Consider the following 14,093-nt stretch of genomic DNA (forward strand, 5'->3'; position numbering starts at 1 on the left):
GGGCATCGCTTGTTAGCCTGTGGAAAGTCGGCGCGGTTAGGCCACTCTGCGAAGCAGGAACCCGCCGAAGCGACTAAACGTGAGCTTGCTCATGCATAGCGCCGTAGGAATCTCCGGCCTTCAGGCCGGGGAGGACGTCAAAAGGTACGACTGAATCGACCAAACTTCGAATTCTTTCTTTTATGAAAAAAATGCGATGCTATCCTCAATGTCATTCTTTGGTGTCTGAGAGCAATGGCACAATGGCAGTGTTTACAAACAAAAAAACCTATTCTGCCGACACGACCTGGTTGCGCCCCGCACGCTTCGCTTCATACATGGCCGAGTCGGCGCGACCGAAAAGATTCTCATAGGTTTCATCGGGCCGAAGTTGGGCCACCCCGAAGCTCGCCGTGACACGCAAACCGCAGGGCTCAAGGTCTTCGATGATTTCGCGGGTTTTTTCCGCCATGCCCGAGCCGGTAAACTCATCGATGCCGGGCAGAACCACCATGAATTCCTCGCCTCCCATGCGTGCGACGATCCCGTTCTTGCCGACATGTTCACTGAGAACGGTGGCAACGGCGACCAGCACGGAGTCACCCATGGAGTGCCCATAACTGTCGTTTACCCGTTTGAAATAGTCTATATCCATAACAACGCAGGTCAATGGGCGGCCTGATTCTTTTGACTCACGGATCAGTATCTGTGCACGCTCATTAACATAGTGCCGATTGAAGACCGACGTCAAGCGATCATGCATGGCCATCTCGTAGAGAATACTGTGTTGTTCTTCAAGGTAGTCCAGCGCCTGACGTAGCTGTATCAGATTGCTGACCCGGACCTGAAATTCTTCCGGGACGACGGGTTTGAGGACAAAATCATTGGCACCCGAGCGAAGCATTTCGATACGTCGTGGCACATCGTCAAAACTTGATATGGCAAGGATGGGGAGTTTTCCGGTGCGCCCTTCCAGGAGACGGATTCCACGGATCACTCCCAAGCCGGTCATGGTTCCTTCAAGCATGTAATCGACCAGGACCAGATCGTATTTTCGCTTCGCAATGACGTCCAGACACTCCTCTCCGGTCGCGACGCGGGTCGCATTCAGCCCCAGCGCCACCAGCAGTTTTTCCAGGTATGCCGCTTGCGACTTGCTGTCTTCGACCAGCAGAACCTCGCCATTCAGCCTTTCCGAACTGCTTATTGCCCAATGATTGACATAGGCTTCAAATCTGGACGGCTCGTTTTTGGAGAAGCATTCGGTAACCCCCAAGCTGACGGCCTTTGCCGTCACACTTTCGTTCGAGGAGGTCAGCATGACTGAAGGGTGCTTGCCGATCAGTCCGCGCTCCTTGGCCTGAACAAAGAAATCAATTCCGGTCATGTCCTTGAGCTGCATGGAGAAGCACAGAAAATCAACATGCTCGGCTTCCAGCGAAACCAATGCCTCGGTAGCGGTTTCAACGGCAATGGCGGAAATATTGTTTTTTGAAAACAAAGAGACAAAAACGTTTCTGATCATGCGTGACGGTTCTACAATCAACGCTTTCATTGCCACTCCCTGGAGCAAATATTTCGTGCATTATCCATTATTGACCCGCGCGTGACTATCCTATTTTTAACCCATACGAATACTCGTGACCTCCTTTCGCCTCATAAGGAAATGACAGGAAATTTAAACACACAGCACCACTAAAGGGGCTACCCACCGCAGGCATTAAAGGTTGAAGAGTCAAGAGAACTGTTGGAGCGTGTAGTAGTAATGCCATGAATATCATGTCGCACAAAGGCTATACCACTCGCGTCGAGCACGATGAGCGAGACAATATTTTTGTCGCTCGCATTCTCGGCAATCGCAGCATCATCGATTTTCTCTGTGAAACGGTTGAGGAGTTGATAGCCGAGTATGAGTACGCTGTCAAAGACTGCCACGCTGACTGTAAAAAGCCAGGGAGTTCATCCCGAGAAGCCAGCCTCCGGCAAGTTGCTGCTTCGCGTACCCCTGAAACTCAAAGTCGCGCGTTTGTCGCCGCGCAGGCTGCCGGCATGAGCCTGGACTAGCACTTCGCATAAACCCGGCGGTGAAGCGGGACGCTGCAACAGCGCAGCGTCCCTTTGCCGGTCAGACTTTCTCGAAGCGCATCACGCCGCCCTGACAGGTAACTTTGATCGTTTCGCCGGCGCCAAAACGTCCTTCGAGTATCGCCTTGGCCAGCGGGTTTTCGAGTTGCGACTGAATGGCGCGTTTCAGGGGCCTCGCGCCGAATACCGGGTCGAACCCCGCCGCCGCCACTTCGGAAAGCGCGCTGTCGTCGATCTCGATCTTGATTTCGAGTTGCGCCAGCCGTTTTTCCAGATTGCCGAGCTGGATTCTGGCAATCGACTTGATGTGCTTTTCGTCGAGTGCGTGGAAGACGACAACCTCGTCGATACGGTTGATGAACTCCGGCCTGAAATAGCTCTTCACTTCGCCCATCACCGCCAGCTTGATCACCTGATAATCGTCGCCGGCCATCTGCTGGATCATCTGCGAACCGAGGTTCGAGGTCATCACGATCACGGTGTTCTTGAAATCGACCGTACGCCCGTGCCCGTCGGTCATGCGCCCATCGTCGAGCACCTGCAACAGCACGTTGAAGACATCCGGATGCGCCTTCTCGATTTCATCGAGCAGGATCACGCTGTAAGGCTTGCGGCGAACAGCTTCGGTCAGAAAGCCGCCTTCCTCGTAGCCGACGTAGCCGGGCGGCGCACCGATCAGGCGCGATACTGAGTGCTTTTCCATGAATTCGCTCATGTCGATACGGATCATGTGATCTTCCGAATCGAACAGGAAGCCGGCCAGCGCCTTGCACAGTTCGGTCTTGCCGACCCCGGTCGGGCCGAGGAAAAGGAACGAACCGTAAGGCCGGTTCGGATCGGCCAGCCCGGCCCGCGAGCGGCGAATCGCATCGGACACCAAGCGTACCGCCTCGTCCTGGCCGACCACGCGCTGGTGCAGGCGATCTTCCATGTACAGCAACTTCTCGCGCTCGCCCTGCATCATCTTGGACACCGGGATACCGGTAGCGCGTGACACCACCTCGGCTATTTCCTCGATGCCGACCTGGGTGCGCAACAGCTTGTTCTGCTGCCCGCCCTCGTTTGATTTTTCCGCTGCTTTCAATTGCGCGTCAAGCTGCGGTAACTTGCCGTATTGGAGCTCGGCGAGCTTGTCGTACTGGCCCTTGCGCTGCAGCTCGGCCATCTGCGCCTTGAGCTTGTCGATCTCTTCCTTGATGTGCGCGCTACCCTGGACTTGCGCCTTCTCGGACTTCCACACTTCTTCGAGATCGTTGTACTCGCGCTCCAGCTTGAGCAATTCGTCCTCGATCAGGTGCATGCGCTTTTTCGAGGCCTCGTCCTTCTCCTTGCGCACCGCCTCGCGCTCGATCTTGAGCTGGATCATACGCCGGTCGAGCTTGTCCATGACCTCGGGGCGGGAGTCGATTTCCATCCGGATTCGCGCCGCCGCCTCGTCGATCAGGTCGATGGCCTTGTCCGGCAGGAAGCGATCGGTAATGTAGCGATTGCTCAGTTCGGCCGCAGCAACGATGGCCGGATCAGTGATCGCAACGCCGTGGTGCAGTTCGTACCTCTCGCGCAGACCGCGCAGGATGGCGATCGTGCTCTCGACCGTCGGCTCATCGACCATCACTTTCTGGAAGCGGCGTTCGAGCGCGGCGTCCTTCTCGACGTACTTGCGGTATTCATCCAGTGTGGTGGCGCCGACGCAATGAAGTTCGCCGCGCGCCAGCGCCGGCTTCAGCATGTTGCCGGCATCCATCGCACCCTCGGCCTTGCCGGCGCCAACCATGGTGTGCAGCTCGTCGATGAAAACGATGATGCGCCCTTCTTCCTGGGCAATTTCCTTGAGCACGGCCTTCAGGCGCTCTTCAAATTCGCCGCGATACTTGGTACCGGCCAGCAGCGCCGCCATGTCGAGGCTAAGCACCTTCTTGCCCTTGAGCGTTTCGGGCACTTCGCCATTGACGATGCGCTGCGCCAGGCCTTCGACGATGGCCGTCTTGCCGACGCCCGGTTCGCCGATCAGCACCGGGTTGTTCTTGGTGCGCCGCTGCAGGATCTGGATCGCCCGGCGGATTTCGTCGTCGCGCCCGATCACCGGATCAAGCTTGCCTTGACGGGCACGTTCGGTGAGGTCGATGCAATATTTTTTCAGCGATTCGCGCTGCCCTTCGGCTTCCTGGGTATCGACGCCCTCGCCGCCGCGTACCGCGGCCACCGCCTGCTCCAGCGCCTTGCGCGAGAGTCCGTTCTGTTTGGCCAGGCGACCTGTTTCACCCTTGTCGTCGCAAACGGCGAGCAGAAACATCTCGCTGGCGATGAACTGGTCGCCGCGCTTTTGCGCTTCCTTGTCGGTGAGATTGAGCAGGTTGGTCAGATCGCGGCCAATTTGCACCTCGCCTCCATGTCCCTCGACCTTCGGCAGACGAGCTATGGCCTGTCCTAGCGTGGTCTTGAGTGCCTGCACATTGGCGCCGGCCTGCGCCAGCAACGATGCCGTGCCGCCATCGTCCTGCTGCAGCAAGGCAAGCAGCAGATGCTGCGGCTCGATCATCTGGTTGTCATGACCGATGGCCAGGCTCTGTGCATCGGCCAGAGCCTGCTGGAATTTGGTGGTGAGTTTGTCAAGACGCATGGCTTTTCCCCTGGTTAATGGCTTTTCGTCGAAGAGTAAATGGGGCAGCCCTGATCGGTTTTCAAGTGCACGGCGCTAAATGTCCTGCTCGCCAGCAAGAACAAGCTTTGCTTGCGTTCAGCACAATTGCCAATACCTTGCACAAAGCGTAAATTGCACAGGTAACCCAAAAAAAGGCATCACTGCCAAAGATTCAGGAGGAGAGTCAATGAGCATCAAAAATATGTCATTGCGCACCAGGCTGTACGGGCTCACGCTGATCACGGTCGTGGCCTTGTGCCTGCTGGCGGCCATCGTTCTGATCGGTGAAAAAAACCAGTTGCTGGCGGATCGCAAGGACAAGATTCGCAGTCTCGTCGAGGTCGCGCATGCCACGGCGAGTTTCTACGAGAAACAGGCCAGGGAGGGCGCGATAAGCGTTGATGAGGCAAAGAAACTGGCCATCGACGCCGTGCGCGGCATGCGTTATGACAAAAACGATTATTTCTGGATCAACGACTTCAACGCCGTCATTGTCATGCATCCGATCAAGCCGGAACTGGACGGCAAGGATCTGTCCCAGTTCAAGGACAAGAACGGCAAAGTCATCTTCGTCGAATTCAGCAAGATCGCCAAGGAACAGGGTAGTGGATTCGTTGACTACGTCTGGCCAAAACCCGGTCTCGAAGAAGCGGTGCCAAAAATTTCCTACGTCAAGGCACTCGAAAGCTGGGGGTGGGTCATTGGCAGCGGGGTCTATATTGACGACATCAACACTCTGTTCCTGCAGAATGCCATCAAGCTGCTCGCCTGGATCGCAGTAATTGGCGGTTTTATTGCCGTTTCGCTGGCACTGGTTTCGCGCCATCTTTTCAAACTGCTGGGTGGTGATCCCCAGGTCGCCCGGCAGATTACACAACGCATCGTGCTAGGCGACCTGAGCAGTGAAATCAACTGTGCTCCGGGCGACACCAGCAGTCTCCTGGCCAGCATGAAGGAAATGCAGGTAACGCTAAGCCATATGGTCGAAGAAATCGTTCGCGATGCCGAACAACTCTCATCGGCTTCGAACGAAATGCTGGAAGCCTTCAATGAAGTTTCCAAGCGTACCCGGCAGCAAGGCGAAACCGCCTCATCGATGGCGGCTGCCGTCGAAGAAATGACCGTCAGCATCGGCCAGGTTGCCGAGAACGCTCGTGAAGCCCATCATATCTCCAAGGAAGCCAGCGATCTGTCCACGACCGGAACACAGATCATCGAAAGTGCCGCGAGCGAAATGCACAAGATTTCGGATGCCGTGCAATCCTCGTCGACGATCATCGAAGAACTGGGACGCCAGTCCGAACAGATTTCCTCGATCGTCAATACCATCAAGGAGATCGCCGACCAGACCAACCTGCTCGCACTCAACGCCGCCATCGAAGCGGCGCGTGCCGGTGAACAGGGCAGAGGTTTTGCTGTCGTTGCCGATGAAGTACGCAAGCTGGCTGAACGTACCAGTCTATCTACCAGCGAAATTTCCAGTATGGTCGGGAAAATCCAGAACGGCACGCGCAGCGCGGTTGATAGCATGCAAAGTGGAGTCGTGCAAGCCAGCAAGGGTGTCGAGTTGGCCACTCAGGCCGGCAAGTCAATTAACGATATCCGCTCGGGCTCGATGCGTGTCACGGATGTGGTCAACAGTATTTCGGATGCGATACGCGAACAGGGAACAACCTCCAGCGAAATAGCGAAGAACATCGAAAACGTCGCACAGATGGCAGAACAAAGTGCCAATGCGGTACAGAACACCGTTCAGGCGGCACATAACCTGCAACAACTGTCCACCTCGCTGCACAATTCGGTCAGCCGTTTCAAGCTGCGCTGAGCGGCCGTGCTGATTCACTGGCTGATTTACAGTCTTTCTCTCTCATTGCAGACTTTTTCGTCACCCTGGCAGGACACTGAAAACACCGCCGCAAACCCTCCGCCGGGGGTACGGAAATTGGTCGTCTGCCCCTGATACAGCCGCGCCGAAACGAGTTGAACCTTGCCTTGATAAACGTAGTTGCGCAAGTCCAGCTTGAGATCCTGCTCGACCCCGTCGACCAGCAAGCGCCGTTCGGAAGGCGGCACCAGAGCCTGGGCGACGTAGCCGCCGCGCGAGATTTCTGCGAAAACACGTCGGGTGAGCTTGTCGCCGCGATACGTGCCTTTGCTGCCGTAGCCCGCCGCCGGCTTGAAGAACCACTGTTTCCGGCTCGCCCAGAAGCGCGCGGCCTGCTCCGGCTCAACCCGCTCAGTGCGCGGAATACCGGTCATGAGTAACTGCCGGTGTGCTGCGCTGACACCAATTTCCTTCAACCAGGCCTCGTCGGTCAAGGCTTCCAGATTGCGCTTGTCGGCATACCGAGCATGCGCCTGCGGGTGGGGCGTAAGCACCACGGCGTCGGCATGGTAGGACGCCCGTAATACCTCATGCTGTGTTTCAGCCAGCGAAAAATCCGTCAGCCGGTTGTAAACCAGATCGACCACCCGACCACCAGACAATACGCGCTCGCCATCAAACGAAAGATCGCCGGGGGCGACCACCAGGGCAAGGATTCCCCTGGACTCAAACAACTGCCGGAACAACTCGAACTCCGGCGCCAGAAACTGGCCGGCAGGCGCCGCATCGACTATGGCGATGCAGCGTAGCTGAGCCTCCCCGCGCGCCAGCCGCCATTCCTCACGGAACATGCTCACAAACACATCTTCGAGTGCCGGATCGGGCATGGCAAGCATCGGGGTGCAGCAGGCGTTCTGCGCGCGCAGCAGCTTGGCGTTGAGCAGCCCGCCACCGGCATTGGTGTTGATCTCGATCAGGCGCGGCCCGTCGGCCCCGAGATGGAAGTCGTAGCCAAGAAAGACCCCCGCCGCCGCCGGCGAATGTCGCGCAATCTCGGGCGCATAGTCGAGCACGCGTTCGTTCCAGGCGTCGATCCCGACCACCTGTTCGATCACGCCGATCAGGTCGGCCATGAATTGCAGGTGGGCCTCGGCCACATAGACGCGGGTATCGGAGAACAGATGGGGGCGTGTCGCCAACAATTCGCCGAGCGAATCCTTAGCCTGGCCACCCTCGCCAACCACCCCGCCAGCCAGCGCCTGGCTCAGCTTCTCGTGATCGACCGAACGGCAAACGCACCCGCGATTGAGAACCGCCGCGGCATCGCGGCAATCCGCAGGCAGGGGCGCACCAGGTACGTGGCTGGTTGAGGTTGTCATGATGACCCGAAAAACGCCAGGACTTCGTCGAGCTCGCGAGTCCGCTTCATCGGCGGCAGACTGCGCCAGATGCGCTTGCCGTAGGGTTTGCTGATCAGTCGCGGGTCGCAGATCATCAGTACGCCACGATCCGTCTCGTCACGAATCAGCCGACCGGCACCCTGTTTGACATTGATCACGGCACGCGGCAACTGATAGTCCATGAAGGCGTTGCGCCCTTCGTTCTTCATGCGCTCGATACGTGCCGAAAGCACCGGGTCGTCAGGCGGTGCGAAGGGCAGCTTGTCGATGACCACCACCGACAGCGCGTCACCGCGCACGTCGACGCCTTCCCAGAAACTCTGGCTGCCGACCAGAATGGCGTTACCAAGCCGGCGGAAGCGTTCGAGCAACTCGTTCTTGCTGCCCTCGCCCTGCAACAGCAAGGGGAAATCGAGCCCGGCCCGCTCAAGCTGTTCGCCTAACAGTTCATGTGTGCGGCGCATGGCGCGCAAGGATGTACACAGGAAGAAAGCCCGTCCTCCGCTGGCCTTGAGTACCGGAAAAGCGGCCTGGACCACGGCCTCGGCAAAGCCGTGACTATTCGGATCGGGCAGGCTTTGCGGCGCGTAAAGCAACGCCTGGCGCGGGTAATCGAATGGGCTGTCCCAGAAAGCCGATTCGCTCCGATCAAGCCCCATCTCGGCACAATAGTGCCCGAAATCACGTTGCACGGCGAGGGTTGCCGAAGTGAAGATCCAGGCGCGGGGATGGCCGCTCATCTGCTTCTGCATGATTTTTGCAATGACCAGCGGCGTAGCATTGAGTTGCAGCGCATGCGTGTAGGTTTCGCCCCAGCGCACGTAGTCGGCATCGGCTCCGCCCTGCCAGCGGCGCAACTGCGTCAGCAATTCGCCCGCGCGGCGCCAGCAGTTCTCCAGCCCTTCCGAACGCTGCGCCTGCGTTTCGAGCAGGGCGGCAAAGGCTTCAATTTCTCGCATCAGGCCAAGCACGCCATTGTCAAAACCCATGCGCGCGGTCAGTTGCAGCAAGGCAAAACGCGAGGGTTCGAGCGGCAGGGTCAGGCGCAGATCCCTGGCTGACTTTTCCACCGAGTTGCACAAGGTCGGCAGATCGAGGCAATCGCGTGCCGAAGCGAGACCTTCGGCACGCGCATCGCGAACCAGATCGAGGATTTGCGCGGTCGACACGTTGTCGCCAAAAAAAAGGCTGGCGGTTTCCGGCAACTGATGCGCTTCGTCGAAAATCACCGCGTTGCAGGCCGGCAGCAGTTCAGCCGTACCTTCGTCGCGCAGCATCACGTCGGCAAAAAAGAGATGGTGATTGACGACCACCAGATCGGCGGCCAGCGCCTCGCGCCTCGCCGCCAGAACGAAACACGCCTTGTGGCTCGGACAGTCCTGGCCGAGACAGTTCTCGCGCGTCGAGGTGACCATGCCCCATACCGGCGAGCTTTCCGGTACATCAGCGCAATCGGCCTTGTCGCCGGTCTTCGTTTTCCTGGCAAAGCGTGAAATGCGCAAGGCGTGCGCCGAATCCTCGCGCGTCATGAAGCGCCCGTCGGCCAGCGAGCGCTCCAGATGATAATGGCACACATAATTGGCGCGCCCCTTGAGCAGCGCGACCTTGACCGGCGAACCCAGCGCCTTGCGCACGGTAGGGATGTCGCGAGAAAAAAGCTGATCCTGCAGATTCTTGGTGCCGGTCGAGACAATCACCTTGCCGCCGGAGAGCAGCGCCGGAACGAGATAGGCAAAAGTCTTGCCGGTTCCGGTACCGGCTTCGGCAACGAGCACCTTGTTTTCGGACATGGCTGCCGCGATGCGCTCGGCCATATCGATCTGCTGCGCGCGAAGCCGATAGCCGGGAATGCCGGAGGCCAGCGGACCATCGGCCGAGAAGGCTTCCTGGATGGAGGGAGTCACCAGTGGGTCAAAATTCGTAAATTGGACATGGTACAGGCTAGCGTACTCGATAGGAAGGCCATCGGCAGAAGCGGCTCGACCTCTTTTTCCTGACGCTTCAGACCTCCCGATGCGAATCAAGCGATTTCTTGATGGGTAGCCCAGACGGCGGCCTTTGGAATAAGCCTTGTTCATTTTCGCTATCGGACTTGACCAATAGCGGTTTTCTTACAACAATCGGGCAGTCAACCTAACGGGCAAACTTGGGTGTGCACCTCAGGTGACACACAAGTCATTCCCGTTTCCCTCTCACCCGACCCCAATGCCAAAGTTCAAGGGGAAATTCGAGAGCCGCTCGCACGACGTTCACCTTACAGGTTCCTGACCCATGATCGACACGATAATCACAGACTTCGAGCTGCCGGCAACTGGCGGCATGCTGTTCAGGCTTGCCGACTTGCGCGGCAAGACACTCGTTCTTTATTTCTACCCCAAGGACAGCACGCCGGGCTGTACGAGCGAGGCGCAGCAGTTTCGTGACCTCTACCCCGACTTTATCAAGGCCGGATGCGTGGTGGTCGGCGTATCGCGCGACAGCATCCGATCGCACGAGAACTTCAAGGCCAAGCAGGACTTGCCCTTTTCCCTGCTTTCCGATGCCGATGAAAAGCTGTGCACGCAATTCTCGGTGATCAGGATGAAGTCGATGTACGGCAAGCAGGTGCGCGGCATCGAGCGCAGCACCTTCGTCATCGATGGTCGGGGCGTGCTCAGGCGGGAATGGCGCGGCGTCAAGACGCAGGGGCACGCGCAGGAGGTACTGGATTACGTGATATCGCTTTGATCAGTCTGCATGACCGACCTGACGGGCATGGATAAGCTGCCATCCTATATGATGGAAGTCGCTTGCCTGCCCGATTCCCTCACCCCCGACCCCTCTCCCGAAGGGCGAGGGGAGACTTGAGAGTCGCTGGCGCGACTTTCACGCTAAATACAACCGGAGAAAGCACGTCCCCATGGCTCATAAAACTGCCACCCGCACAAAAAAAATTAGCGATGCCGCACTGACCAAGTTCTTTGTTCTCGATACCAACGTACTGTTGCACGACCCAACCAGCGTCTATCGCTTCGAGGAACACGATGTCTTCCTGCCGATCATGACGCTGGAAGAACTCGACGACCACAAGAAAGGCCTGTCCGAAGTCTCGCGCAACGCGCGCCAGGTCACGCGCATCCTGGACGAAATCGTGAGCAGCCATAGCGATGGCATCGATAACGGCATCGCCCTCTTTGGTCCTTCACGCAAACTGGCCAGCGGGCGTCTCTTCCTGCAGACGGAAGCCATTTCCAAGGATTTGCCGACCGGCCTGCCCACCGCCAAGGCCGACAACCAGATCCTGGCCGTAGTCATCCACCTGCAACGCCTGCACCCGGAGCGCGCCGTCATTCTGGTGTCGAAAGACATCAACATGCGCATCAAAGCGCGCGCGCTCGGACTCGAAGCCCAGGACTATTTCAACGACAAGGTGCTCGAGGACACCGACCTGCTGTACACCGGCGTCCTCGAACTGCCCGCCAGCTTCTGGGACCGGCACGGCCAGGGCATGGAATCCTGGAAACGCGACAGTTTGACGCTGTATCGCGTCAAGGGGCCGCTGTGCCCGAAACTGTTGGTCAATGAGTTCATCTATCAGGAAGGGGAGCAGCCGCTCTACGCCATCGTCCGTGAAGTCTCCGGCAAGACGGCACAGTTCGAGACGCTGACCGACTATACGCACCCGAAACGAAGTGTCTGGGGAATCTGCGCGCGCAACCGCGAGCAGAACTTCGCGCTCAATCTGCTGATGGATCCGGATATCGATTTTGTCAGCCTGCTCGGCCAGGCCGGCACCGGGAAAACCCTGCTCACCCTGGCCGCCGCGCTGACGCAGGTACTGGAAAGCAAGCTCTACTCTGAAATCATCATGACCCGGGTGACGGTTCCAGTGGGCGAAGACATCGGTTTCCTGCCGGGCACCGAAGAAGAAAAGATGGGGCCGTGGATGGGTGCCCTCGAAGACAACCTTGAGGTGCTGAACAAGACCGATGTCGATGCCGGTGAATGGGGTCGTGCAGCAACGCATGACCTGATTCGCAACCGGATCAAGATCAAGTCGCTCAATTTCATGCGCGGGAGAACCTTCCTGAACAAGTTCCTGATCATCGATGAGGCGCAGAACCTGACGCCAAAACAGATGAAAACCCTGATCACCCGCGCCGGACCCGGAACCAAGGTGGTATGCATGGGCAATATCGCGCAGATCGACACCCCCTACCTGACCGAAGGGAGTTCCGGCCTGACCTACGTCGTTGATCGCTTCAAGGGCTGGCAACACTCCGGCCACGTTACCCTGCAACGCGGCGAACGCTCGCGTCTGGCCGATTACGCCGCCGAAGTGTTATAATTTTCCCCACTTCATCGAGCCGTGTCCTGTGACACGGCTCTTTCGTTTTTACCAACCGATCCGTAGTGCGCTCCCGGCACTGAACAGATCCACGCATTCCGGAGAGTCGATTGAAACGACGAGACTTCCTCGCCGCCTCGGCAGTTCTCTCGCTGCTGGCCAGCTCGCCAGCGTATGCTGTTAATAAAACAAACGCGAAGAAGCCGCATGCCAAATCATCGGCCAGGCCGAAGCCAAAAAAGCCGTCTGCCCACTCAGAACCTGAGGTGCACCATGAGCCGCATGGCGAAACGCGCAACGTCATCAGCCTGCCGGACGAACCGGCGCAATGGCGGAGCTATGACATTCGCTCAAGCATTGTTCTCAACCGGATCAACGGCAAAGCCCGCCTCTGGCTGCCGCTGGCCCAGTACAAGGACACCCTCTGGGAGCGCTCGCTGGGCCACAACTGGCAAGGGAATTTTGAAAGCGCCGGCATCTATCGCGACCCAGTAGCCGAAATGGAGGTCTTCTACGCCGACTGGCCGGAAGGCGTCGCCAAGCCGCAACTGCAGATTGTCAGCCAGGTCGCCACACAGGACCGCCATTTTGACATTACCCGGCGCGGCGCGGTCGCCGAACGCACCGAAGTACTGCGCCGATGCCTGCAGGCGACCAGCCTGGTTCCCATCGACGGGATCGTCCGCAACACGGCCGAACGCGCCATCGGCCGCATCAAGGATCCGGTAGCCCAGGGCAAGGCGATCTACGAATGGGTCGTCGAAAATACCACCTACGACCCGCTCCTGAAGAGCGTCGGCAACGTCAATATCGGAAGCATGCTGGAAAGCGGCAACCTGAGTGGCCGAAGTGGAGACATTGCACTTCTTTTCGTCGCGCTGTGCCGATCGATCGGTATTCCGGCACGCCCGGTTTTCGGTTTGCGCATCGACAGTTCGCGACTGTTTGGCAGCCTCGGCGTTGGCGGCAACCTGAGCTCCGCGCAACACTGCCGCGCCGAGTTCTACACGCCGGGTTATGGCTGGATTCCGGTCGACCCTTCCGATGTCCGCAGAGCCATTCGTGAAGAGCGCCTGAGTCTGGGAGATCCCAAGCTGACGGTGTTGAAAAAGCTGCTTTTCGGTTTCTGGGAAATGAACTGGATCAGCTTTAACGTCGCCCAGGATGTGAGTTTGCGCGGCTCGACGGGGAAAACACTCCCCTTCCTGGTTTATCCCCTCGTTGAAACCATTGACGGCCGTTTCGACAGTCTGGACACCAGCCGCATGAGCTACCAGGTCAGCGCCAGCCGCGTCGATTGATTTGCCTGATAACGCACTGATCTTCATTGTGCCGGCCTACGAGGCAAGTAATACAGTCTTCTTAAGCATGGCTACAGTGAGAGGCGATGCTTATGCGCGTTTCAGGACGGACCATGCTGAGAACGCCTTTTTACGCGGAATGCAGGGTGGTGTGGCTAAAAAAAACTGATAAATGAATCTGGCATTTGTAAACCCATCTTCTGACAAGGTCGATAGCGTAAAAGAAGCACCATGGAGCCTCTTGCAAAACCTTATCTGCGGATCTGATTTATTTCGCGGCGTGAGGCGAAATTGGGAGGTGCGGGCGGCCATTTCTGGCATGATGAGGTTTCGACGCCAACATCATAAAGCCCGCAAAATGAATACTAACCGACGCGACCTGATCATGCAACGCTGGAACGTGATACAGCACGACCTGTTGCCCGAATTGCACAACGACGTTGGCACACTGACGCCGAAACTGGAGAAGGTGATCTACCATCTGGAGTGGGTGCGCATCGAAGAATTCGTTCATTCGTCGTGGTGTGGAGAGGGG

9 protein-coding genes and 1 pseudogene are annotated in these 14,093 nt (G+C 57.9%); 6 read left to right on the forward strand and 4 right to left on the reverse strand.

Annotated features, from left to right (window positions below; translation table 11 throughout):
- Positions 1 to 268: 268 nt before the first annotated feature.
- On the reverse strand, positions 269 to 1,534 hold the full coding sequence (locus JNM42_RS10565) for a response regulator (RefSeq protein ID WP_294269225.1): 1,266 nt from the start codon (positions 1,532 to 1,534) through the stop codon (positions 269 to 271).
- A 215-nt stretch (positions 1,535 to 1,749) separates the two neighbouring features.
- Between JNM42_RS10565 and JNM42_RS10570 the strand changes: the two genes are divergently transcribed.
- A complete protein-coding gene (locus JNM42_RS10570) occupies positions 1,750 to 2,043 on the forward strand; it encodes a toxin-antitoxin system HicB family antitoxin (protein WP_294269228.1) in 294 nt (97 codons plus the stop codon).
- Between the two features lie 61 nt (positions 2,044 to 2,104).
- Here JNM42_RS10570 and clpB read toward each other — a convergent pair whose 3' ends face one another.
- Positions 2,105 to 4,684 (reverse strand): ATP-dependent chaperone ClpB, encoded by a 2,580-nt coding sequence (clpB, locus tag JNM42_RS10575; protein WP_294269231.1) that lies wholly within the window; start codon positions 4,682 to 4,684, stop codon positions 2,105 to 2,107.
- Positions 4,685 to 4,892: 208 nt separating this feature from the next.
- On the opposite strand from clpB, the gene JNM42_RS10580 reads away from it, so the two are divergent.
- Positions 4,893 to 6,530 carry a methyl-accepting chemotaxis protein gene (locus tag JNM42_RS10580; RefSeq protein WP_294269234.1) on the forward strand — a complete coding sequence of 546 codons (1,638 nt, stop codon included), beginning with the start codon at positions 4,893 to 4,895 and terminating at the stop codon, positions 6,528 to 6,530.
- A gap of 26 nt (positions 6,531 to 6,556) precedes the next feature.
- Here the strand turns inward: JNM42_RS10580 and JNM42_RS10585 are convergent, their stop codons facing one another.
- Both JNM42_RS10585 and JNM42_RS10590 read right to left on the reverse strand, forming a co-directional pair.
- The gene (locus tag JNM42_RS10585) at positions 6,557 to 7,909 is read right to left on the reverse strand and encodes a hypothetical protein (RefSeq protein ID WP_294269236.1); all 1,353 of its coding nucleotides are present in this window, start codon (positions 7,907 to 7,909) and stop codon (positions 6,557 to 6,559) included.
- Positions 7,906 to 9,834: an ATP-dependent DNA helicase gene (locus JNM42_RS10590; protein ID WP_294269238.1), complete on the reverse strand. Its 1,929-nt coding sequence runs from the start codon at positions 9,832 to 9,834 to the stop codon at positions 7,906 to 7,908. Before JNM42_RS10590 ends, JNM42_RS10585 begins: the two co-directional genes overlap by 4 nt.
- A gap of 367 nt (positions 9,835 to 10,201) precedes the next feature.
- On the opposite strand from JNM42_RS10590, the gene JNM42_RS10595 reads away from it, so the two are divergent.
- The 4 genes and pseudogenes from JNM42_RS10595 to JNM42_RS10610 form a co-directional block, all read left to right on the forward strand.
- Positions 10,202 to 10,657, forward strand: coding sequence for a peroxiredoxin (locus JNM42_RS10595; protein WP_294269240.1), 456 nt, complete (start codon positions 10,202 to 10,204; stop codon positions 10,655 to 10,657).
- Between the two features lie 172 nt (positions 10,658 to 10,829).
- Positions 10,830 to 12,257 (forward strand): PhoH family protein, encoded by a 1,428-nt coding sequence (locus tag JNM42_RS10600; protein WP_294269242.1) that lies wholly within the window; start codon positions 10,830 to 10,832, stop codon positions 12,255 to 12,257.
- Between the two features lie 110 nt (positions 12,258 to 12,367).
- Positions 12,368 to 13,558 (forward strand): transglutaminase-like domain-containing protein, encoded by a 1,191-nt coding sequence (locus JNM42_RS10605; protein ID WP_294269244.1) that lies wholly within the window; start codon positions 12,368 to 12,370, stop codon positions 13,556 to 13,558.
- Between the two features lie 358 nt (positions 13,559 to 13,916).
- A pseudogene (locus JNM42_RS10610) lies at positions 13,917 to 14,093 on the forward strand (IS5/IS1182 family transposase); the annotation flags it as partial.

The sequence above is a fragment of the Propionivibrio sp. genome, from assembly GCF_016790145.1.
Classification (GTDB): domain Bacteria; phylum Pseudomonadota; class Gammaproteobacteria; order Burkholderiales; family Rhodocyclaceae; genus Propionivibrio.